Genomic DNA, 22,408 nt, shown 5'->3' on the forward strand with positions numbered 1-22,408 from the left:
GACGAGGCCGATGTGTCGCGCATCGTCGCGCAGACCCCCGAGGGATCGTACGGCCTGTTGCCGCACCGGCTCGACTGCGTCGCGGCGCTGGCGCCGGGCATCCTGATCTACGAGAACGCGGGCGGCCACGAGGTCTGCCTCGCTGTGGATGAAGGCGTGATGGTCGAGACCGGGGCGCAGGTGCTCGTGTCCGTACGGCGCGCCACGCCCGGCAAGGACCTGGGCCAGCTGCTGGACGCAGTGACGCAGCAGTTCCTGGCCCAGGACGCGCAGGACCGCAGCCTGCGCTCGGTGCTGGACCAGCTCGAGAGCGGCTTCCGGCACCGCTTCGCGGGGTTCCAGTATGAATGAGAACCGCACGGATGGCCCCAGCCTGGCCGACCAGGTCGGCGTCAAGGCGCAGCGCAAGCTCAAGGCGCGTCGCGACGGAACGCCTGGCGTGTGGCTCGGCCTCGGGACAATGGGCATCATCGGCTGGTCGGTCGCGGTGCCTACGCTGCTGGGCGCGGCTCTGGGCCTGTGGCTGGACCGCCACCATCCGGGCACCCATTCGTGGACGCTGGCGCTGCTAGTGGCGTGCCTGACCCTGGGCTGCCTGAACGCGTGGCACTGGGTCGCACGCGAAGACCGGGCCATGCGCGACGACCGCGAGGACGGCGATGCCTGACACGCTACCCGCACTGATGCCGTCGCTGCTGGCCGTCCTGGCCGGCGCAGCGATCGGCGCCGTGTTCTACGGTGGCCTCTGGTGGACGGTGCGCCGTGCGGCGAAGTTTCGCCGGCCGGGCCTGGCCGTGCTGTCCGTGGTGTTGCAGCCGCCGCGCACCGAAGAGCGACTGCGCAAAAACCCGCTCGGAATTTATATCAACGGCCTGTCCTGGAGCCGTGAACTCGACGCGACCGAAGGAGTGAAGAAACCATGAAAACCCAAATCCGCATTGTCGCTTTGCCGCTGATCCTGAGTGTCAACTTGGCATCCGTCACCTGCTGCGCCACGCATGGACAGCCGCCACCTGACTTCACGCTGGATGATTCTGTCGCGGCACACGCGTTAGCCGAACCGCCCAAACCCATTGAGGTGGTCGAAGTGCCGAAACTGCTGCCGCTGCCCAAGCAGTTGAAGTCCTTGCGGAACGCACCCGAGGACAAAACGGTGGCTGAATCACTCGACGAGAAAACTCGTGTGGCGCGCGCCAATGCCAAAGCCACTGTGCGCTGGATCGTCGGCGACACGACCAGCGGTGCGGGCACCAACCAGCGTGTGAATATTCTCGTGAAACCAACGCGCATCGGGCTGAAGACGAACCTGGTCATCACCACCAATCGCCGCACCTACCTGCTCGAACTGTCTTCGACGCCGCAGGCATGGATGGCGTCCGCATCGTGGGACTATCCGAAAGACCGCCTGCTGGCCTTGCAAAAGCAAGCGCAGCAAGCTCAGACGGCTGCGCCGGTGGACTCCGGCTTGTCGCTGGAGCAGATCAAGTTCCGCTACGCGATTTCCGGCGACAGCCCACCGTGGAAGCCGCTGCGCGCCTTCGACGACGGCAAGCGGGTTTACATCCAGTTCCCCGCTGGCATCGCGCAAGGCGAGTTGCCGCCGCTGTTCGTGATCGGAGCGCAGGGCGATGGCCAGCTCGTGAACTACCGCTTCCGCTCGCCGTACTATGTGGTGGATCGGTTGTTCGGTGCGGCCGAGTTGCGGCTGGGTGCGGATAAGGCTGTCGTGGTTCGCATCGAGCGCACCGATGGCGTGGGCAGTCCGGCACGGAGGCATTGAGCATGAGCACGTCCGCCACGCCGCAGATACCACCAATTGGGCCGAATAAGGCAGACCCGGACACATTGGCTCTGCGCGCTTCGCCGCGCCCGGTCACGCGACTGAACCGACGCATGCTGGCCGTCCTTGCGGGAACGCTGGGTGCTGTCGTGTTGGGTGGCACGCTATGGTCGCTGCAATCGCACAAGCGCGAGCGCAACGCTGCCGCCGAGCTGTACAACGTGGATCGCGTCTCTCGTGCCGAGAGTCTCGACCAGTTGCCCAAGGACTATTCCAAGGTGCCGTCGGCTGCCAAGCCGGTACCCGTTTTGGGCGAGCTATTGCCGGGCGACTTGGGTCCGGCCATCGTGGCGCAGCGTAATGCGGGAGCGCCCGCACAGACTGGGCGCATTGCACAGTCGGGTGATGCCGAGGAGGCAGCACGCTCAGCGGTTTTCTTTCGCAGCGGTGCGGTGAAGGCAGCACCGTCGCCCACTGCGAGTACGGCCATGCCCGAGCCGGTATCGGGCAACCAGCCGTTGAATCCGATGGCATCGGCGTCGGCACAGCCTGCTGACCCAACGGCGGTACAGAACCGACGGGATCAGAAACAAGCCTTCGTCGCCACTGGCGGCGACACCGCCACCCGCAATCCGCAATCCGGCCAGCCTGCAACTACCAGTCTCGCCCTACCAAGTGATGGCGGGCACCATCATTCCGGCAGCGCTGGTAACGGGCATCAACTCCGACTTGACCGGACAGGTCATCGCCAACGTCACCGAGGCGGTCTACGACACGGCCACCGGTCGCTTCCTGCTGATTCCGCAGGGGTCGCGCCCGATCGGCCGCTACGACAGCCAGGTGTCATTCGGTCAGCGGCGCGTATTACTTGTGTGGACGCGGCTGATCCTGCCCGACACGTCGTCCATTTCGCTCGACCGCCTGCCCGGCATTGACCCGGCCGGCTATGCCGGGCTGGAGGATGGCGTCGATTGGCATTGGGATCGCATCCTCGCCGGTGCTGCGTTGTCCACGCTGCTCGGCGTGGGCGCCGAGCTGGCTGCGCCTGATCGTGGCGGCAGCGACGGCAAGGTCGTCATCGCCACGCGCCAGAGCGCGCAGGACACCGTGAACCAGGTCGGTCAGGAGATCACCAAGCGCAACGTGAGCATCCAGCCGACGCTGCCCATCCGGCCCGGTTTCCCGATGCGGGTCATGGTGAACAAGGATCTGGTCCTGCGGCCGTACCATCCGCTGTTCTTCCAGAGGGGATCGTCGCAATGAGCCAGTCTGCCGGCAAGCTGCGGCTGGGGCCGCTGCCCAAGGTCGCGAACGTCAAAGTCACCATCGCGCTCACCACGACGTTGAAGGCCGATTTGGAACGCTATGCCGCGTTGCATGCGCAGACCTACGGCGAGCCGATTGATGCCACCACGCTGATCCCGCACATGCTCGAAGCGTTCATGGCGCGGGATCGAGGATTCAAGCGAGCAGCGCGACCGCGCACCGTCGCCACGCAGCGAAATGAAAAAGCCGTCCCTGATTGAACAAGGACGGCTCTCCAAATTGGTGCCCGAGGCCGGAATCGAACCGGCACGACCATTTCGAGTCGAGGGATTTTCTTACCACTTCGACTTTCGCCGCCAGCGTAACCGCTGTTCGTGGTCTGGAGCACGCCTTCACCATAGTCTTGCGACCGTAGGTGCCCGCCGTCTGCTCTCTACACCTTCCATCGAACCTTTCGGATCGAGGCTTGGCTCGGCGTTGGCTCGGATGCTTGCAGCATCCAGGGCTTTCGCCGAATTTGACGGGCTTCACCTCCGAGGTTTCCCCTGGAGGGCTCAAATTGCTTTAAGTCCCTTGTGTCTACCGATTTCACCACTCGGGCTAGCTTGGTTCGTTACCGAACCGATGTTTCGCCTAGCTACGCTAGGCTTGTTCCAACTGTACCTCTCTACTGACCCCTACATGACACCTAGAAGCCGGAGGGCTGTTGGTGCCATTTGCACTAAAGCCCGGGAAACCCGCGCCATTTCAAGCTCTGCGCCGACATCCCCGATGAGAAAAAGACTTAACAAAGGAGATTTTAAGTCCCATGCGGCTACCATTACGCCACTCCCGCCACAAGAAAACGTTCACGATGAACTGCATCTCTTTTCTGGTTCCAGCTAAACCCTATACATTTAATAATTAAGCTTATTTCCGTGAAAAATGCAGGAAAGGGAAGATTCTAGTCCCGCATAACATGACTTAACTTGTTGAGTTTTTTGCCAGTGCGTTTAAATACGGAGCAATTCGGATTTGCTGTTCATGCCCAGTTCACTACGCCGGAAAAAGATGCGGGTGAACATAAAATTCAGTATGGCAGGCTACGGGCGTCGACTTAATGGAGGCGCGGCCCAGAGTCGAACTGGGCTAGCCGGATTTGCAATCCGGTACATAACCGCTTTGTTACCGCGCCCTATTCTTTCTGCTTTGGCAAAGCCAATAAATTTACCAACTACTCCAACAAAAAAGGGCAGCATTTTAAGTGCTGCCCTTTGAACTGGAGCGGGAGAAGAGTCTCGAACTCTCGACCTCAACCTTGGCAAGGTTGCGCTCTACCAACTGAGCTACTCCCGCGATGACATGGTCAAATTATAACGTAATTTTTAAGCTTTCCGAGGGCCGCTTAAAGAGTTTCATTCAATGTTTTACGGGTCCCGCTGCTTCGCCGGGAACAGCAACTCCGGCAGGCGAAGCGACACCAGCAGCAGAGGCAACTATGACCTCTTCATCGGTCAGCGGAATAGGTTGGCGCTCAAGCGCCACCTGCAACACCTGGTCTATCCATTTCACTGGCACGATCTTCAGACCGGTCTTCACATTGTCAGGAATCTCTTGCAGATCTTTGGCGTTCTCCTCAGGGATCAGCACCGTCTTGATTCCACCACGCAAAGCAGCCAGTAACTTTTCCTTCAAACCACCGATGGCGGTCACCTCGCCACGAAGAGTAATCTCCCCGGTCATGGCAACATCGCCGCGGACAGGAATGCCTGTCAGTGCGGAGACAAACGCAGTCGTCATGGCGGCGCCGGCGCTCGGCCCATCTTTGGGCGTCGCACCATCCGGCACGTGAATATGGATGTCCCGTTTTTCAAACATCTCATCCTTGATGCCTAAAAGTTTTGCGCGACTGCGAACCACCGTACGGGCGGCCTCGACGGATTCCTTCATGACATCGCCGAGCGATCCGGTACGGGTAATCACACCTTTACCAGGCATGACCGCCGCCTCAATCGTCAGCAAATCGCCGCCAACTTCGGTCCATGCCAGCCCGACCACCTGGCCCACCTGGTTTTGCTGCTCTGCACGGCCATAACTAAATTTTTGAACACCCAGAAAATCGTTAAGGTTGTCCGCTGTAACAACCACCTTGGGCTCCATTTTCTTGAGTTGAATACCTTTGACCACCTTGCGGCAAATTTTGGAGAGTTCCCGCTCGAGAGAGCGTACGCCCGCTTCACGCGTGTAATAACGCACGATGTCACGCACCGCCGACTCGGAAACATCCAGTTCGTTTTCCTTGACGCCATTGTTCTTCAACTGCTTGGGCAAAAGGTAACGCATGGCAATGCTGGTTTTTTCGTCTTCCGTATAGCCTGAAAGTCGAATAACCTCCATGCGGTCCAGCAGCGCAGAGGGAATATTCATCGAATTCGAAGTTGCCACAAACATCACATCGCTCAGGTCGAAATCGACTTCAACGTAATGATCACCGAAGGTGTGGTTCTGTTCAGGGTCCAGCACTTCCAGCAAGGCGCTGGAAGGGTCTCCGCGGAAGTCCGTTCCCAGCTTGTCGATTTCGTCCAGCAGAAACAGCGGATTGCGCGTTCCTGCCTTCGCCAGACTTTGCAGCACCTTGCCGGGTAAGGCGCCAATGTAGGTGCGGCGATGACCGCGAATTTCTGCCTCATCTCGCATACCGCCCAAAGCCATGCGCACATACTTGCGCCCTGTGGCGTTGGCAATGGACTGTCCAAGCGAGGTTTTACCAACGCCCGGTGGGCCTACCAGGCAAAGAATAGGCGCTTTAAGTTTATCGACGCGTTGCTGCACCGCAAGATATTCAACAATGCGATCTTTGACTTTTTCAAGGCCATAGTGGTCTTCATTAAGCACCTTCTCTGCATTGACCAGATCATGCTTGATCTTGGTTTTTTTGCTCCATGGCAAGCTGGTTAAGACATCTAAATACGTGCGCACCACCGTCGCCTCAGCAGACATGGGCGACATGAGCTTGAGTTTTTTAAGCTCGCTCTCGGCTTTTTTGCGCGCCTCCTGCGGCATTTTGGCCGCCTTGATCTTCTTTTCAATCTCTTCGATGTCGGCGCCATCTTCGCCCTCACCGAGTTCTTTCTGGATCGCTTTTACCTGCTCATTCAGGTAAAAGTCGCGCTGGTTCTTTTCCATCTGGCGCTTGACACGACCACGAATTTTTTTGTCAACATTAAGGATGTCGACCTCACGCTCAAGCTTCTCATAAAGATTTTCTAGACGCGCTTTGACATTGTCGAGATCGAGAATCACTTGCTTGGCATCGAGTTTGAGAGGCAAGTGAGCCGCAATCGTATCGGCCAAACGGCCCGCATCGTCAATGCTTGAGATTGACGTCAGGATTTCTGGAGGAATCTTTTTATTCAGTTTGACATAGTGATCAAACTGCTGCATCACGGCGCGGCGCAGGGCCTCGATTTCACTTCCCTTGTCGCCGGCGACCGCGGCTGCCGGTTCAACAGGCGTGACGCTGGCCGTAAAGTGCTGCTCGCCTTCTTCAATTTTGTTGACCTTGGCGCGCTGTTGCCCCTCGACCAGGACTTTGACCGTACCGTCTGGCAACTTGAGTAGCTGCAGGATAGTGGCAACACAGCCCACCTCGAACATATCCTCCACCGAAGGCTCATCCTTGGCTGCAGTTTTTTGGGCCACCAGCATGATGCGTCGTTCGGCTTCCATGGCCGATTCCAGCGCCTTGATACTCTTGGGACGACCCACGAAAAGAGGAATCACCATGTGCGGGAACACCACCACATCGCGCAAAGGCAACAGCGGCAGATCGAGCGGGGCGGAAGGTAAGAAAGTTTGTCCGGACATATAACCCTTAAACGTAATACGCTCAGACCTTTTTCGCGGTCTGGCGGAACTCAGTCAATTCAGAAGTGGGGCGAAGGGCCCGCTTTTCAAGCGTTCCCGCCTAGCCCTTTCTCACGTTCAGGCTTTCTTTGCAGTTTCGCGATAGACCAGCAGCGGCGCCTTGTTTTCATCGATCGTCGATTCATCGACAACCACTTTGTCTACATTACTGGTATTCGGCAAGTCAAACATGGTGTCGATCAAGGATTGTTCCAAAATGGAGCGCAAGCCACGCGCACCCGTTTTACGTGCCAAGGCTTTTCGGGCAATGGCTTTCAAGGCGGAAGGCCGAATCTCCAAATCCACACCTTCCATCGAGAGCAGTTTGCTGAACTGCTTGACCACGGCATTTTTCGGTTCAGTCAGAATTCGCACCAGCGCATCTTCACTGAGTTCGGCCAATGTAGCAATCACCGGCATACGGCCCACCAACTCTGGTATCAGTCCGAACTTGATGAGATCTTCTGGCTCGACCTCTTTGAACGCATCAGTCAGAGTACGTGTCTTTTTGCTTTTGACGGTGGCGCCAAAACCAATACCGGAAGCCTCGGTTCGATTTTCGATAACCTTTTCCAACCCCGAGAAAGCGCCTCCGCAAATAAACAGGATGTTGGTGGTATCCACCTGCAAGAAATCCTGGTTAGGGTGCTTGCGCCCGCCTTGTGGTGGCACCGATGCCATCGTGCCTTCGATCAGCTTGAGCAGCGCCTGCTGTACCCCTTCGCCTGAAACGTCACGGGTAATGGAAGGGTTGTCGGATTTACGGGAAATCTTGTCGATCTCGTCGATATACACAATACCTTGCTGTGCGCGATCAACTTCGTAATTACAACTCTGCAACAATTTTTGGATGATATTTTCCACGTCCTCACCCACATATCCCGCTTCGGTCAACGTAGTGGCGTCGGCCATGACGAAGGGGACGTTAAGTGTGCGCGCCAGCGTTTGAGCCAGCAAAGTCTTACCTGAGCCGGTCGGTCCAATCAGCAAAATATTGCTTTTGGTCAGCTCCACATCATCTTTTTTGGCGATTTCCTTGTGGCGCAGGCGTTTGTAGTGGTTGTACACGGCAACCGCCAGCGTCCGCTTTGCCGGGTCCTGTCCAATCACGTACCCATCCAGCGTCGCCTTGATTTCTGCGGGCGTCGGCAACTCACTGCGCGTCTCGCGCACATCACCTCCAGCCGGCAGTTCGTCACGGATGATCTCGTTGCAAAGATCTATACATTCATCGCAGACAAAAACCGACGGGCCAGCGATCAGTTTCTTTACTTCGTGCTGGCTCTTACCGCAGAAGGAGCAGTAGAGAGTTTTTTCGCTGGAGGAGCCTTTTTTCTCGGCCATTGGTGGGATGCCTTTAACGTGACTTGGGAAACTATTGGCTAATGATAACCAATAAAAAAACGGCGTTTCTGTTGCCAAAAACGCCGCTGTTGCAGTGCAACTTCAGACTATTTCGCTCTCAATCAGGCACGCTTGGAGATAACCTGGTCCACCAGGCCGTATTCTTTAGCATCCTCTGCAAACATGAAATAGTCGCGTTCCGTGTCGCGTTCAATTTTTTCAATGGTTTGCCCTGTGTTGGCTGCCAGAATGCGATTGAGTTGGTCCCGCGTTTTCAGAATGTCACGGGCATGAATTTCAATGTCCGATGCCTGCCCTTGTGCGCCGCCCGAGGGCTGGTGAATCATCACGCGCGAATTAGGCAAAGTAAACCGCTTACCCTTGGCGCCGGCTGACAATAAAAACGCGCCCATGCTGGCTGCCATCCCCACGCACAGGGTAGATACATCCGGCTTGATGAATTGCATGGTGTCGTAAATCGCCATGCCAGCCGTCACAGAGCCGCCAGGCGAGTTGATGTAGAAAGAAATATCCTTGTCAGGATTTTCGCTTTCCAAGAACAGCAGCTGGGCCACCACCAGATTCGCCGTCTGATCATTGACGGGGCCGACCAGAAAAATGACGCGCTCCTTCAGCAGGCGCGAATAAATATCGTATGACCGCTCACCCCGGCCGGATTGCTCAATCACCATCGGCACCATGCCCAGGCCTTGCGTTTCCTGGGAAACGGATGGTGAGTGACCGTAGGCACCCTCGTATAAACTGTTTCGAATCATCATGTTTTCTCCAGAGATGTATGTACTGTACCGAACATGAATTGGGGTCTGTAGCGCAAAGCACAAGCCCCCAAGCCGGGAGGAACTAGCCTCGTTAGTTCTGCCCCATGAGCTCATCGAAAGAAATAACCTTGTCCTGGATCTTCGCCTTGTTCAAGACAAAGTCGGTCACGTTGTTCTCGATGACCACGGCTTCCACCTCGGCCATACGGCGGTTGTCACCCAGATACCAACGCACCACGTCTTGCGGCTTTTCGTAGCTGGCAGCCAACTCTTCAATGTGTGCTTTGAGCTGCTCCGGTTTGGCTTGCAGGTCGTTGCCTCGCACCAGTTCGGCAACGACCAAGCCCAGCCTTACGCGCTTTTCAGCTTGCGGACGAAAAATGTCATCTGGAATCGGTGCTTTATCGGCGTCCTTGATGCCGCGCTGTTTTAGATCGGCTCGCGCGCCTTCAATCATCCGGTCAACTTCGGCTTGCACGCTGGACTTGGGCAAGTCGAGTTCGGCGTTTGCGACCAACGCCTCCATCACGGCGTTTTTATTGCGTGCCAACACGCGAAACTTAACTTCACGTTCCAGGTTTTTCTTGATGTCGGCGCGCAGACCTTCCACGGTTGCATCCGCAATACCGAGCGATTTAGCCAGCGCCTCGTTGATCTCAGGCAGGTGGGCCGCTTCGATTTTCTTGACCGTGACCAAGAAGTCCGCCTGTTTGCCAGCGACGTCTTTGCCATGGTAATCGGCGGGGAAGCTTAGCGGGAAAGTCTTGCTTTCACCACTTTTCATGCCGCGCACGGCCGCTTCAAACTCCTTCAGCATCTGGCCTTCGCCGACCAGAAACTGGTAAGCCTCAGCTTTACCACCGGCGAAAGTCTCGCCGTCGATCTTGCCTTCAAAGTCGATAGTGGCTCGGTCACCTTCCTGTGCCGGCGCATCGGCGGCACGCTGGGCAAAAGTACGGCGTTGCTTGCGCAGAATGTCTACCGTTTTGTCAATCGCTGCGTCGCTGACTTCAGCGCTTACTTTTTCCACTTCAGCACCTGCGAGATCGCCGATCTTGACTTCAGGGTAAATCTCAAACACCGCATCGAAAACCAGTTCGCCCTCCGGAGAACCTTCTTTTTCACTGATACGGGGCTGACCAGCCACACGCAGTTTGGCTTCATTGGCCGCAACGGAAAATGCCTCGCCCACTTTGTCATTCATGACTTCGTAATGAACCGAATAACCATATCGCTGTGTCACCACGCTCATGGGCACTTTACCCGGTCGGAAACCGTCCATTTTCACCGTACGGGCCAGACGTTTCAGGCGCGAGTCGACTTCCGACTTGATGGTATTAATGGGCAGCGTCAGCGTCATTTTGCGCTCTAGCTTTTCAAGAGTTTCAACGGTCAAAGCCATGGTAGTTTCCTAAAATCAAAAATATTCAAAACAGGGCTTGAACCTGACATGCTGCGTAAGTGCAGCAAAACCTGATCGCTCAAAGGCCCAAATGCCGCCCGTGAAGCCTCAGGGTTGGTGCGCGGGGGGGGACTCGAACCCCCATACCATTGCTGGCGTCAGGACCTAAACCTGGTGCGTCTACCAATTTCGCCACCCGCGCGCCTGAAATACCCACTGAAGTCCGAAATTCCAGATTTTTCGTTTGAAATCAGTTAGCTTTCTATTTTAGCCTGTATCGACGTTGTTTTAAGAGCACCGACTTCCCGGTTAACGCGAAACCATGCGGCATACATGGCCGGTAGCGCGAGCAGCGTTAGCGCGGTAGCTACCACAAGCCCCCCCATAATTGCGACGGCCATCGGGCCCCAGAACACACTGCGCGACAGCGGAATCATGGCAAGCACAGCCGCAGCTGCCGTCAGCATGATCGGCCGCGAACGGCGCACCGCTGACTCAACAATCGCGTCCCATGGCGGCACACCCCGAGCACGGTCCTGTTCGATTTGGTCAATCAATATGACGGAATTGCGCTGAATCATTCCCATGAGCGCGATCACGCCCAGCAGAGCTACAAAGCCGAAGGGCCGGCCCAGCACAATCAACGCGCCGGCCACACCGGCAATGCCGAGCGGCCCTGTCAAAAATACCAGCATCGCGCGGCTGAAACTGTGCAGCTGCAGCATCAGCAGTGTGAAGATCAGAAACAGCATGATGGGAATCCCGGCGGCGATGGATGCCGAGCCTTTACTACTTTCTTCCACCGCACCTGCCACCTGGATGCGATAGCCCGTCATACCACTGCTCAGCCACCTGGCTTCCAAGGCTTTCAACTTTGGCTGCAATTCCTGCGTCACAGTGGCGCCCTGCAGACCCTCGACGATGTCACTCTGAACGGTAATCGCGTATTCGCGGTTTTCGCGCCACATGACCCCCGGCTCCCAGGCAAACACCGGTTTAGCGATCTGAGTCAGAGGGATCGATTTACCCGCGCTGGTCGGCAGATAGGCATTGCCGACAGCGGTAATCGCGTTGCGTTCATCCAGCGGCTGACGCAGTACGATGTCGATCAGCTTGTCGTCCTCCCGAAACTGGCCTACCGTTGTGCCCGACAAGAGCGTCCGGGAAGCCTGCGCGATCGACTGGCTGGTGACACCCAGCGCGCGCGCCTTGGACTGATCCACCTCCAGACGCAGCACCTTGACCGACTCATTCCAGTTGTCGTTGACGCCGCGCGTGTTGGTGCTTTCGCGCATCACCGCCTTGACTTCATCGGCGCGCTCTCGCAACACCAGCGGGTCGGCTCCCAGTACGCGAAACTGCACCGGATACGGCACTGGCGGCCCGTTGGGCAATAACTTGACTCGACCGCGCACCTCGGGAAATTCCGTTGCCAGCAGGGCCGGCAGCTTGATACGCAAGGACTCGCGTAGCGCTAAATCCCTGGGCAAGACGATCATTTGTGAGACGTTGGTCTGCGGGAACACCTGGTCCAGCGGTAAATAGAATCGCGGCACGCCCGAACCCACCCAGGTGCTCACGGAAGTTACCCCCTCCTCTCGCATCAGGCGCTGCTCGACGCGTTTGGCGGTCCGTTCATTGGCCGCAAAGGAAGTGCCCTCGGGAAACCAGATATCCACCATGATTTCGGGTCGGCTGGAATCCGGGAAAAATTGTTGCTGCACGCGACTCATACCCACCACGCCTAAAACAAACAGCAGCACCGTGGCGCCAATCGTGATCCAGCGGTACTGGACACACCAGTTCACAGCCCGACGAAAGTGGTTGTAAAACGGACTGTCAAACATCTCGTGCGGACCCTCGTTGTGAATAGCCCCTTCTTTCACGTGTGGCGGCACTTTGAGCAGCAGCGTGCCGAGGTACGGAACGAAGTACACCGAGACGATCCAGCTAAGCACCAGCGCAATAACGGTTACCGCGAAAATCGCGAAGGTGTATTCGCCAGTGACTGATTTGGCGAGGCCAATGGGCAAAAACCCGGCAGCGGTGATCAGCGTCCCGGTCAACATCGGCATGGCCGTAATTTCGTAGGCGAAGGTGGCGGCACGCACTTTGTCATAGCCCTCCTCCATCTTTCGCACCATCATCTCAACGGAAATGATGGCATCGTCGACCAGCAGACCCAACGCAATAATGAGAGAACCCAGCGATATCTTGTGCAGGCCAATGCCGAAATACCACATGGCAAGAAACGTCATGCCCAGCACCAGCGGTATGGTGATACCCACCACCAGGCCTGGCCGAATATCTATGTAATATCGCCTCCACAGGGGTAACGGGTGAGCGCTTTCACCCGCGTTGGGACTGGTGCGTTTGTGAAAACCCAAGCTAACGAAACTGACCACCAGAACAATCGCGACAGCCTCGATCAGCGCTCGGACGAACTCATTGACAGACGTTGACACCGCTTTGGGCTGATCCTGAATGTCAACGAGCCGGATGCCGGCGGGCAACGTTTTAGCGAAACCTTGCGACAATTTCGTCAGTGCCTTACCCAGTGCAATGATGTCACCGCCTTTGGACATCGACACCCCCAACGCAATCACTTCCTTGCCCTGAAAGTGAACCTTGACGGTCGGTGGATCGACATACCCGCGCTTGATGTCGGCTATATCACCCAGGCGCAATTCGTTACCCGAGCTGCCGCGAATCGGCATGGCGCGCAGCTGCTCCACCGCTTCAAACTGGCCCGCTACACGCACTTGCACCACGTCCAGCGGGGTCTGCACCGCCCCCGCTGATTCAATTGCGTTTTGCTGGTTCAACTGCGCTAGCACCTGATTCAGATCCAAGCCGAGTTGCGACAAACGTTTCTGTGAAATTTCAACGAAAACCTGTTCATCCTGCACGCCGAACAGCTCCACCTTGCTCACATCGGGCACGCGCAACAGTTGCTGGCGCACGTCGTCGGCAAAGGTCTTGAGTTCAGCGTAGTTGAAACCGTCGGATTCCAGGGCGTAAATAACGCCAAAGACATCGCCAAAATCATCGTTGAAGAACGGCCCCTGAACTCCCCCAGGCAGCGTGTTTCGCATGTCCCCGATTTTCTTCCGGACCGAATACCACGCATTGGGGACCTCCGCCGACTTGGAAGAATCCTTAATCTGGAAAATGATCTGCGACTCTCCGGGTTTTGAGTAGCTGCGTATCCTGTCGGCATAGGGGACTTCCTGAAGCGTGCGCTCCAGTTTGTCGGTCACTTGTTCCGCGACCTGCTGCGCCGTGGCGCCCGGCCAGTAGGTGCGTACCACCATGGCGCGGAAAGTAAACGGAGGATCTTCGTCCTGCCCCAGCTGGAAGTAGGCCGCAATGCCCAGCACCGTCAGCACCAGCAACAGGTAACGGGTCAAAGCCGAGTGATCGAGCGCCCACTTGGACAAATTAAACTTGGAGGCCCGGGCGCCGCTGTCAGCGGGCGCACTGCTCGCAGCATGGCCGGTGTCGTCGTTTGGTTGCGTCATATCAGCTTCACTTCGCGGCGGACGCTGCTCGGGAAGAAACCGCCGGGGCAGGCATCTCTTTTGCTTGATAAATAGTGACTTTCTGGCCGGGTGACAATACGTGAACGCCGGCACTGACCACCAGCATGCCGGGCTGCAAACCCGCCGCCACAACGACCTGGTTGCCGTCGGCTGTGGCGATCTGGATCGCCTGCAATTTGACGGTCATGAGGCTTTTGTCGAGTACCCACACCGCCGTGTTCTTGCCCTGCTGCACCAAGGCGGAGCTTGGGAGTTTGATGAGCGGCACAGCCGCCGCGACGCCGATTTCTGGGACCACATAGACCGTGGCACCCAGCGGCGGCGGCGCTTCTGTACCAATGGCAACCTTGACGAGATAGGTTCGCGTGACCGGATCGCTGCTCGCGGCCACCTCGCGCACTTTACCCGGCAGCTCGGTATCTTTTGCCCACACACGAATCCTCACTGGTGCGCCGACCTTTATGTCGGCTATCCGGTCTTCGGGCACGGAGAACACCGCATCGCGCGCGCCGTCTGCCGCTATGCGCACCACTGGCGAACCAGCCGCCACAACTTGACCCGGTTCGGCTTCGATGGCAGTCACGAAGCCCGACACATCGGCCAGCAGTGACGTATAGGTGGCCTGATTCCCTTGCACCGCCAGCTGGGACTGGGCCTGGTCCAGTTGCGCCTGGGCGGCCTTGAGCGTGGTCTCGCGCCGTTCCAGCTCAGCACCACTGATGAAGCTCTGGTCTTTCAGTAGTTTGTAGCGCTTGAAATCCGCGACCGCCAAATCCCGGTTGGTCGCTGCTACAGCGACTTGGGCTCGGGCTGCATCCGCGGCGAGCCTGTAGTCCTGCGGGTCCAATTGCGCCAACACCTGGCCCGACTTGACGTGCTGACCAAGTTCGGCTTGCCGTTTGATGAGCTTGCCGCCGACCCGAAAACCCAGCCGAGACTCGAGCTGTGCCCTGACTTCACCCGAGTACTCGTGGCGCCAAGACAGGTCGTTGGCTCCGACCCTGATTACTTTGACAGCCCGAACTGGCTCTGCAGGCGGCGCGGGTTTAGAACAGGCTGCCAACAAGACGGCCATGCTAGCCAAAATTAAAACAATTTTTTTCATGCTCTTATGAAATGAGAAACCCGGGAGGAATCGAAGCGCTAAGTGCTTAAAGCGCCAGTTAATGACTGACTGGTTAGTAATTTAGGTTAAAGACGCAGGGGTGTCAAGCGACAATCTGCTGTATGAAACACGGCACACCGCAACCATTTGGCCAGGGCGTGAGCCATTATGAGAATTTTCCGGTGGCGTCCCGCTTGTGTCCTCCGCATCTGCGCCCGGCTATTGTCGCGATTTACTGGTTCGCGCGGACCGCTGATGACCTTGCAGACGAGGGCAATGCCACACCCCAGATGCGCCTTACTGCCCTTGCGGCCTATCGCGCCGACTTGATGGCCACCGACGCCGGCCAGCCCCCCTCGCTCCGCTGGGCCTCTGTGTTCAATCGTCTGCGACCGATGATTTTGAAATTCGGGCTGCCCATCCAGTTGCTGGCCGACCTGCTCAGCGCCTTTGAGCAGGACATTGTCAAGCAGCGCTATGCCACAGAGGATGAACTACTCGCTTACTGCAAGCTCTCGGCCAACTCGGTGGGACGCCTGCTGTTGCATCTCTACGGAGTTCACGACGAGCGCTCGCTGCAACAGAGCGACTGCATCTGCACCGCCCTGCAACTTATCAATTTCTGGCAAGATCTGAGCCTGGATATCGCACGCGGACGTCTCTATCTACCCGCCGATGCTTTGCAAGCGCACGGCGTGGATGAAGCACAGTTACTGGCACTCAGCCTCCACCCAAGCACTATTAGTCTGATCGCTGACTGCGTCATATCAGCAAGAGCCAGAATGCTAAAAGGGTCAGACTTGGTAAAGAAAATACCGGGTCGTGGCGGCTGGGAGTTGCGGCTGGTGGTGCAAGGAGGTCTACGCATTCTGGACAAGATTGAGGCGTTGAACTTCAACACGCTCACACAACGTCCCACGCTAGGCCCCTGGGACATCGTGGTGATGGGCTGGCGTGCTTTATGGATGTAAGCGCCATCCCAGCGCCTCTGCAAGCGCCGTTTTCGCATGCAACAATCAGCGTATGACGCCCGAGCAATATGTCCAGCAAAAAGCCGCCGCCTCCGGTAGCAGTTTCTATTACGCGTTTCTGTTTTTACCTCAAGAGCGCCGGGCCGCCATAACGGCGTTTTACGCTTTCTGCCGCGAGATTGACGATGTGGTGGATGAAGTCGCTGACCCCGGCGTGGCGCGAACCAAGCTGGCCTGGTGGCACGGCGAAGTCGTCAAGTCCTATGCCGGCAACCCCACCCATCCTGTCATGAAGGCGCTCATGCCGCGGGCAGCCAGGTACCACATCGAGGCGCATCATCTGGAGGCGGTTATTGAAGGCTGCCAGATGGACCTGGAGCAAAATCGTTATCTCGACTTTCCCGGACTCACCCGCTACTGCCACTTGGTGGCGGGCATCGTTGGCGAGGTGGCTGCCCGCATTTTTGGCCAGACACAAGAAGCGACCACAGCTTACGCGCACAAGCTCGGCCTGGCGTTTCAGCTCACCAACATCATCCGTGATGTGGGTGAAGACGCACGACGAGGCCGCATTTACCTGCCGATGAATGAGTTGCAGCAGTTTGAAGTGAAGACCCACGAAATTTTGAATCGTCAGTATTCGGAACGCTTCAACGCGCTGATGAAGTTCCAGACCCAGCGCGCGCTAACCCTTTATGACGAGGCGTTGGCGCTGCTACCCGAAACTGACCGCCGGGCCCAAAAACCTGGCCTCATGATGGCCAGCATTTACCGCACGCTGCTGCGGGAAATTGCAGCCGACGGCTACCAGGTGCTGCACCAGCGCGTGAGCCTTACGCCGTTGCGCAAATTCTGGCTGGCGTGGAAAACGCAAGCCTTTGGTCGCGTGGTGTAGGGCATGTCATTCAGATCATGAAGGTCGCGGTTGTCGGAGCAGGATGGGCGGGCTGCGCAGCTGCGGTCGAGAGCATGCGACTGGGTCACCAGGCCACCCTGTTTGAGACCGCGCGCACAGCCGGTGGGCGCGCCCGGCGGGTTGCCGCGACAGTATCGGGCCAGCCTGTCACCCTCGACAACGGCCAGCACATCCTGATTGGCGCGTATTCCGAAACCCTGCGTCTGATGACCGAACTTGGCATAGACGTGGAGGCTTCCTTGCTGCGTTTGCCGCTGACGCTGCAGTCCTTTGACGGCAGCGGAATCAAATTACCCCGGCTGCCCGCTCCGCTAGACGCATTCACAGGCATCCTGACCGCACGAGGATGGTCTTGGGCTGACAAGCACTCGCTCCTCAAGGTAGCGATTGGCTGGCAACTCCGCGGGTTTAAATGCGGGACCGGTGAATCGGTCACCGACTTGAGCAAAGCCCTGACACCGGGTGTCATCGCCTCATTGATCGAGCCGCTATGCGTCTCCGCGCTGAACACGCCGCCAGAACGCGCCAGCGGGCAGGTGTTCTTGCGGGTGCTGCGTGATGCGCTATTTTCGAAAAGTGGTGGCTCCAACCTACTGCTGCCGCGGGTAGACCTGAGCACCCTGTTGCCCGACGCCGCGCTGGCTTGGCTCGCCGTTCGAGGTGGACTCACGCATCTGGGCGCGCGGGTGCATTCTGTGACCCCCGCCGCCTCGGGCTGGAGGGTCATTACCGACACCCACACCATTTTTGACCGCGTGATATTGGCCTGCCCCCCGCACGAGGCGGCGCGCCTCGTCGAAGGAAGCGGCGTTGCGGCTGACGGATGGCTGGCGCAGGCGCGCAGTTTGCAACACGAGGCACTGACCACGGTGTATGCCCAAGCGCCTGATGCGCGCCTGAGCCAGCCGATGCTGCTCCTGCGTCCCGGCATCAACGAACCAGCCCAGTTTGTATTCGACCGCGGCCAACTGGGAGGTCCGGCGGGTTTACTCGCTTTCGTGATCAGTGCCAGCTTGGGCGACAGCGCAACCTTGACGTCGCAAGTGCTGGCGCAAGCCGCCCGGCAATTAGGACTCAGCACGCCTAAATCCGTGCAAACCATTGTGGAAAAGCGCGCGACCTTTGCCTGCACACCGGGACTGCAACGCCCCGCAGCAGAAGTGGCAGCGGGCCTGCTGGCGTGCGGTGACTACATTGCCGGGCCCTATCCGGCCACCCTGGAAGGGGCCGTGCGCTCGGGCTTGGAAGCGGCCCGCCGAGGTTCTGCAAAGCCATGCCCGCGTTTTATTTGAGCGTCATTTGAGACGGCTCCAAAACAGCTTGCCGAACTCAGGTGGGGAACAACGCACACAGTTCCGTCAGCGTGGCGACGGTCTTATGCGGTACGGCAGCGTGCGTCCATACCTGCTCAGACCGATTAACCCACACGGTCTGCATGCCGCAATTGAGTGCGCCCAGTACATCCAAAGCAGCGTCGTCCCCAACATGCAGCACCTGACTCGGTGCGACCTCAGCGGCGGCGGCGGCTGCGTGAAAAATGCGGGGATCGGGCTTGCCCACCCCAAGCTGTTGGGCACTAATGCTGGCGCAAAAATACGAATCAATTCCAATGCGTTTGATGTCCGCATTGCCATTGGACACTGCCACCAACGGAAAACGAGTAGCTAAAAATTTAAGTGTCGGTAAAGCGCAGTCAAATAGCGTGACCCGGTTACGCTCCACAAAAAAAACATCGAAAGCGATTTCAGCCAAGGAAGAATTTTCCCCGGCACGGAGAAGCGCCAGTCGTATCGTCTCCAGGCGAATCGCACTCAAGTTGTGCTTCAGGTCTGGCCGAGAACGAATCACCTGTTCGCGAACTTCATGCCGTGTTGCGGGGTTCAAAAACAGCGCTGCGGTCATCGGCGCATACCGACCTAACCAGCCATCCAGCGCCTTCTCGGCCCGTTCAATGGCAGGCCAGATGGGCCAGAGGGTATCGTCAAGATCCAGGGTTATGGCTTTTATGATTGTCAGATCGAGCATAGGTAGGCGAGAATAACCCATGACTTTTGCACCTGAGCCTTCCTTTAGCCATGGCGCTCCGCCGGCGACCTCTTCATCCACCGCCATCCTGCTCTGCAATCTAGGTACACCGGATGCGCCCACCACCCCCGCGCTGCGCCGCTACCTCGCTGAATTTCTAAGCGACTCACGCGTAGTCGAAATTCCGAGGCCGATTTGGTGGCTCATATTACACGGCATTATTCTGCGTTTCCGACCAAAAAAATCGGCGGCCAAATACGCCAGCATCTGGATGCCCGAAGGCTCGCCACTCAAGGTCTGGACACAAAAACAGTCGGTTATGCTGTGCGGCTACCTGGGTGTGCGAGGGCATACGGTAGAAGTGCGCTACGCCATGCGTTACGGCAACCCGTCCATTGCTTCGCAGCTCGATCAGCTCAAGGCTGATGGCGTGACTCGCGTCCTTATTTTGCCGGCCTACCCGCAGTACAGCGCGGCTACCACCGCCAGTGTGTTTGACGCGGTGTACAGCTGGGCCGCCCGAGCGCGCCAGATTCCCGAGTTTCGGTTTATCAACCATTACCACGATACGCCGGGCTACATCGCTGCATTGGCCGACAAAATTCGTGCCTACTGGCGGAAAAACGGGCAGGCGGAACAGCTCGTCATGAGCTTTCACGGCGTACCAGAACGCACGCTCATGCTGGGCGACCCCTACCACTGCGAATGCCAAAAAACCGCGCGCCTGCTGGCCGAAAAACTCGGATTGACAAAAGACCGTTATAAAGTCACCTTCCAGTCACGCTTTGGCAGAGCCAAATGGCTGCAGCCCTACACCGAACCCACCCTGATCAAGATGGCGCAAGCCGGTGTAAAAAGCGTCGACGTGCTATGCCCCGGCTTCACTGGCGATTGCCTGGAAACCCTTGAAGAAATTTCGATGGAAGCGCGCCACGCTTTTTTAGAGGCAGGCGGTAAAACCTTCAATTACATTCCCTGCCTGAATGACAGCCCGGAGTGGTTAGCCGCTTTGGCAGAATTCAGTGTTCAGCACCTGGCTGGCTGGCCAACCCAGACCGGACCGAATGAGGCAATGCTTGCGGCCTCCCGCGCAGCCGCATTGGCGCTCGGGGCGAAGCAATAGGGCGATAACAAATCGCTGTAACTACATTTATAACTTACGTTGCACGCCTTTAATTTTTGTCACTGGCTGACTTCAGAAGTTTCCAGCTGTTTAAGCCCTGTCCGCTGCCGCACAGCGCGCACAAATTGGGTGCCAAGGAATCGCCAGTGCCTTCATTCGCACGAAAAAGTCACTCTTTGGGGCAAGACCGCCGACTCAGCCGACAACAAAAAAGCAGTTCAAAATAGCGTGCAATGGAAAAATTACGTATCGACAAGTGGCTTTGGGCGGCCCGCTTTTACAAAACCCGATCGCTCGCTGTCGAAGAAATCGGCAAGGGGCGCGTGCGTATCAATGGGCAGGAAGTCAAGCCGGCGCGCGAGATCAAAGTGGGTGACACGGTGGCCCTCCGGCAAGGCACGGTGATTCGTACCTTGGTCGTGCGTGGCATCGTCAACCAACGAGGCGCAGCGCCTGTTGCGCAGCAACTTTATGAAGAGACCGAAGAAAGCCTCCGCTTGAGAGCCGATGCGAGCGAGCAGCGCCAACTGGGCAACGGGTCTGCGACCAGTCAAGAACACGGACGCCCCACCAAACGAGACCGTCGCTCAATAGACAAGGCCCAAGACAAAGCTTGGAACAACCGCTGGAGTGCGTCGGCCGATTAGCGCGTCGCTACATTTTTTTGAGCGCAAGGTGAGTTCCCGGGTTCGCCAGCGCTTTGTCGCCCCTTTTCGGCCACCTATCACCTCGCCCAAGCCAGAACCGGTGCCGCCCGCGCCGCCCCCTCTCGTCCATTTGATTCGGGGCAGAAATATGAGTAAAAAAACAAAAACGCCCCGTGGGGCGTCATTGTTTGTTCCTTGGCGGAAACGGAGAGATTCGAACTCTCGATGAGGCTCTACACCCCATACTCCCTTAGCAGGGGAGCACCTTCGGCCACTCGGTCACGTTTCCAATATTTGGATTATCTCACGACTTCCGAGCCATTTCAGGCAATGGGTTGGTCTAAGTCAAAAGCTTTGTGCAGCGACCGCACGGCCAGTTCCATATATTTTTCGGCGATGACGACCGAGGTCTTGATTTCACTGGTTGAAATCATCTGAATGTTGATGCCCTCTTCACTCAAAACACGGAACATCTTGCTGGCGATCCCTACATGGCTGCGCATGCCGATACCGACGATGCTAACCTTGCAAATTTTGGCATCACCGATAACTTCCTGCGCACCCAGCGAGGGCAGCACCTTCGCCTTTAACAAATCGAGCGCTTTGGCGTAATCGTTGCGGTGCAGGGTAAAACTGAAGTCGGTTTTACCGTCTTTGCTGATATTTTGGATGATCACGTCAACTTCGATGTTGGCGTCGGCCACGGCACCGAGAATCTGATAGGCAATGCCTGGGGTGTCTGGCACGCCGAGTACTGAAATTTTGGCTTCATCCCGGTTGAATGCGATACCCGATACGATGGCTTGTTCCATATTTTCGTCTTCCTCAAAACTGATCAAAGTGCCTGATTTGGCTTCTACGCCGATATCCATGTCCCAGTCGGTGAAGCTGGACAGCACGCGCAGGGGTACCTTGTACTTCCCAGCAAACTCAACCGAGCGAATCTGCAGCACCTTGGAGCCCATGGAGGCCATCTCCAGCATCTCTTCAAAGCTCACGGTTTGCAGGCGACGCGCTTCAGGCACGACGCGAGGGTCGGTTGTGTAGACACCATCCACGTCGGTGTAGATCAGACATTCATGGGCTTTAAGTGCTGCCGCAATCGCCACGGCCGACGTGTCTGAACCGCCGCGACCCAGCGTGGTGACGTTGCCGCCCTCGTCCATACCCTGGAAGCCGGTGACGACCACAATCTTGCCAGCGTCCAGGTCAGCGCGAACTCTCTCGTCGTCAATCGACTCGATGCGGGCTTTGGTGTAAGCACTGTTGGTCTTGATAGTGACTTGCCAACCGGCATAACTCACCGCCTGCATGCCTTCAGCCTGCAGCGCAATCGCCAGCAACGCGCTGGAGGCCTGCTCGCCAGTCGCAGCCAGCGCATCAAGTTCCCGGCCGTACGCCTCCGTAAATTTTGCGGGTGCCAGTTCTTTGGCCAAACCCAACAAGCGATTGGTTTCGCCGCTCATGGCGCTAGGGACGACGACCATCTGGTGACCTGCCCGCGCCCACTTGGCGACGCGCTTAGCCACATTGCGGATGCGCTCGGTCGAGCCCATCGAAGTACCGCCGTATTTATGAACGATCAATGCCATTGCAGAATGTCAATCAGAAGTTTGTTGCAAA

At 57.4% G+C, this 22,408-nt stretch carries 18 protein-coding genes, 4 tRNA genes and 1 pseudogene; 11 read left to right on the forward strand and 12 right to left on the reverse strand.

The window, feature by feature from the left end; translation table 11 throughout:
- The 6 genes and pseudogenes from HHJ16_RS02620 to HHJ16_RS02645 all read left to right on the forward strand — a co-directional run.
- The coding region (locus HHJ16_RS02620; RefSeq protein WP_293640418.1) for a F0F1 ATP synthase subunit epsilon at positions 1-351 on the forward strand (351 nt) is incomplete at its 5' end.
- Positions 344-667 carry an AtpZ/AtpI family protein gene (locus HHJ16_RS02625; protein ID WP_293640419.1) on the forward strand — a complete coding sequence of 108 codons (324 nt, stop codon included), beginning with the start codon at positions 344-346 and terminating at the stop codon, positions 665-667. The genes HHJ16_RS02620 and HHJ16_RS02625, both read left to right, overlap by 8 nt.
- A 16-nt stretch (positions 668-683) precedes the next feature.
- Positions 684-923, forward strand: a complete 240-nt coding sequence (locus HHJ16_RS02630) for a VirB8/TrbF family protein (RefSeq protein ID WP_293640775.1) — start codon at positions 684-686, stop codon at positions 921-923.
- Complete coding sequence (trbG, locus tag HHJ16_RS02635; protein WP_293640421.1) at positions 920-1,780, forward strand: P-type conjugative transfer protein TrbG; 861 nt, start codon at positions 920-922, stop codon at positions 1,778-1,780. The genes HHJ16_RS02630 and trbG overlap by 4 nt, the downstream gene beginning before the upstream one ends.
- A 2-nt stretch (positions 1,781-1,782) precedes the next feature.
- A pseudogene (locus HHJ16_RS02640) lies at positions 1,783-3,043 on the forward strand (TrbI/VirB10 family protein).
- Positions 3,040-3,306, forward strand: coding sequence for a DUF2274 domain-containing protein (locus HHJ16_RS02645; RefSeq protein ID WP_293640422.1), 267 nt, complete (start codon positions 3,040-3,042; stop codon positions 3,304-3,306). Before HHJ16_RS02640 ends, HHJ16_RS02645 begins: the two are co-directional and overlap by 4 nt.
- Before the next feature lie 840 nt (positions 3,307-4,146).
- Here HHJ16_RS02645 and HHJ16_RS02650 read toward each other — a convergent pair.
- From HHJ16_RS02650 to HHJ16_RS02690, 9 genes are all read right to left on the reverse strand, one after another.
- Positions 4,147-4,220: transfer RNA gene (locus HHJ16_RS02650), tRNA-Cys, on the reverse strand.
- Positions 4,221-4,305: 85 nt separating this feature from the next.
- A tRNA-Gly gene (locus HHJ16_RS02655) sits at positions 4,306-4,381 on the reverse strand.
- Between the two features lie 63 nt (positions 4,382-4,444).
- Positions 4,445-6,892: an endopeptidase La gene (gene lon / locus HHJ16_RS02660; RefSeq protein ID WP_293640423.1), complete on the reverse strand. Its 2,448-nt coding sequence runs from the start codon at positions 6,890-6,892 to the stop codon at positions 4,445-4,447.
- A gap of 117 nt (positions 6,893-7,009) precedes the next feature.
- Positions 7,010-8,275, reverse strand: coding sequence for an ATP-dependent Clp protease ATP-binding subunit ClpX (clpX, locus tag HHJ16_RS02665; protein WP_293640776.1), 1,266 nt, complete (start codon positions 8,273-8,275; stop codon positions 7,010-7,012).
- A gap of 122 nt (positions 8,276-8,397) precedes the next feature.
- Positions 8,398-9,054 carry an ATP-dependent Clp endopeptidase proteolytic subunit ClpP gene (clpP, locus tag HHJ16_RS02670; RefSeq protein WP_293640424.1) on the reverse strand — a complete coding sequence of 219 codons (657 nt, stop codon included), beginning with the start codon at positions 9,052-9,054 and terminating at the stop codon, positions 8,398-8,400.
- A 91-nt stretch (positions 9,055-9,145) separates the two neighbouring features.
- Positions 9,146-10,456, reverse strand: a complete 1,311-nt coding sequence (tig, locus tag HHJ16_RS02675; protein WP_293640425.1) for a trigger factor — start codon at positions 10,454-10,456, stop codon at positions 9,146-9,148.
- A gap of 115 nt (positions 10,457-10,571) precedes the next feature.
- Positions 10,572-10,658 (reverse strand) — tRNA-Leu (locus HHJ16_RS02680).
- Between the two features lie 52 nt (positions 10,659-10,710).
- Positions 10,711-13,977 (reverse strand): efflux RND transporter permease subunit, encoded by a 3,267-nt coding sequence (locus HHJ16_RS02685; protein WP_293640427.1) that lies wholly within the window; start codon positions 13,975-13,977, stop codon positions 10,711-10,713.
- 7 nt (positions 13,978-13,984) lie between these two features.
- Complete coding sequence (locus HHJ16_RS02690; protein WP_293640429.1) at positions 13,985-15,103, reverse strand: efflux RND transporter periplasmic adaptor subunit; 1,119 nt, start codon at positions 15,101-15,103, stop codon at positions 13,985-13,987.
- A gap of 122 nt (positions 15,104-15,225) precedes the next feature.
- On the opposite strand from HHJ16_RS02690, the gene hpnC reads away from it, so the two are divergent.
- The 3 genes from hpnC to hpnE are packed head-to-tail and all read left to right on the forward strand — an operon-like array spanning position 15,226 to position 18,282.
- Complete coding sequence (hpnC, locus tag HHJ16_RS02695; protein ID WP_293640430.1) at positions 15,226-16,074, forward strand: squalene synthase HpnC; 849 nt, start codon at positions 15,226-15,228, stop codon at positions 16,072-16,074.
- 52 nt (positions 16,075-16,126) lie between these two features.
- Positions 16,127-16,969: a presqualene diphosphate synthase HpnD gene (gene hpnD, locus HHJ16_RS02700; protein ID WP_293640431.1), complete on the forward strand. Its 843-nt coding sequence runs from the start codon at positions 16,127-16,129 to the stop codon at positions 16,967-16,969.
- A 17-nt stretch (positions 16,970-16,986) separates the two neighbouring features.
- The gene (gene hpnE, locus HHJ16_RS02705; protein WP_293640432.1) at positions 16,987-18,282 is read left to right on the forward strand and encodes a hydroxysqualene dehydroxylase HpnE; all 1,296 of its coding nucleotides are present in this window, start codon (positions 16,987-16,989) and stop codon (positions 18,280-18,282) included.
- Between the two features lie 37 nt (positions 18,283-18,319).
- Here the strand turns inward: hpnE and HHJ16_RS02710 are convergent, their stop codons facing one another.
- Complete coding sequence (locus tag HHJ16_RS02710; RefSeq protein WP_293640433.1) at positions 18,320-19,015, reverse strand: HAD-IA family hydrolase; 696 nt, start codon at positions 19,013-19,015, stop codon at positions 18,320-18,322.
- A 19-nt stretch (positions 19,016-19,034) separates the two neighbouring features.
- Between HHJ16_RS02710 and hemH the strand changes: the two genes are divergently transcribed.
- On the forward strand, positions 19,035-20,138 hold the full coding sequence (hemH, locus tag HHJ16_RS02715; RefSeq protein ID WP_293640435.1) for a ferrochelatase: 1,104 nt from the start codon (positions 19,035-19,037) through the stop codon (positions 20,136-20,138).
- Positions 20,139-20,371: 233 nt separating this feature from the next.
- Entirely contained in the window at positions 20,372-20,785 is a 414-nt protein-coding gene (locus HHJ16_RS02720; RefSeq protein ID WP_293640436.1) for a S4 domain-containing protein, read from the forward strand.
- A gap of 196 nt (positions 20,786-20,981) precedes the next feature.
- Here the strand turns inward: HHJ16_RS02720 and HHJ16_RS02725 are convergent.
- A tRNA-Ser gene (locus HHJ16_RS02725) sits at positions 20,982-21,074 on the reverse strand.
- Positions 21,075-21,108: 34 nt separating this feature from the next.
- Entirely contained in the window at positions 21,109-22,377 is a 1,269-nt protein-coding gene (locus HHJ16_RS02730) for an aspartate kinase (RefSeq protein WP_293640437.1), read from the reverse strand.
- Positions 22,378-22,408: the final 31 nt, after the last annotated feature.

Source organism: Polaromonas sp. (assembly GCF_012927485.1).
Lineage (GTDB): Bacteria > Pseudomonadota > Gammaproteobacteria > Burkholderiales > Burkholderiaceae_C > Polaromonas.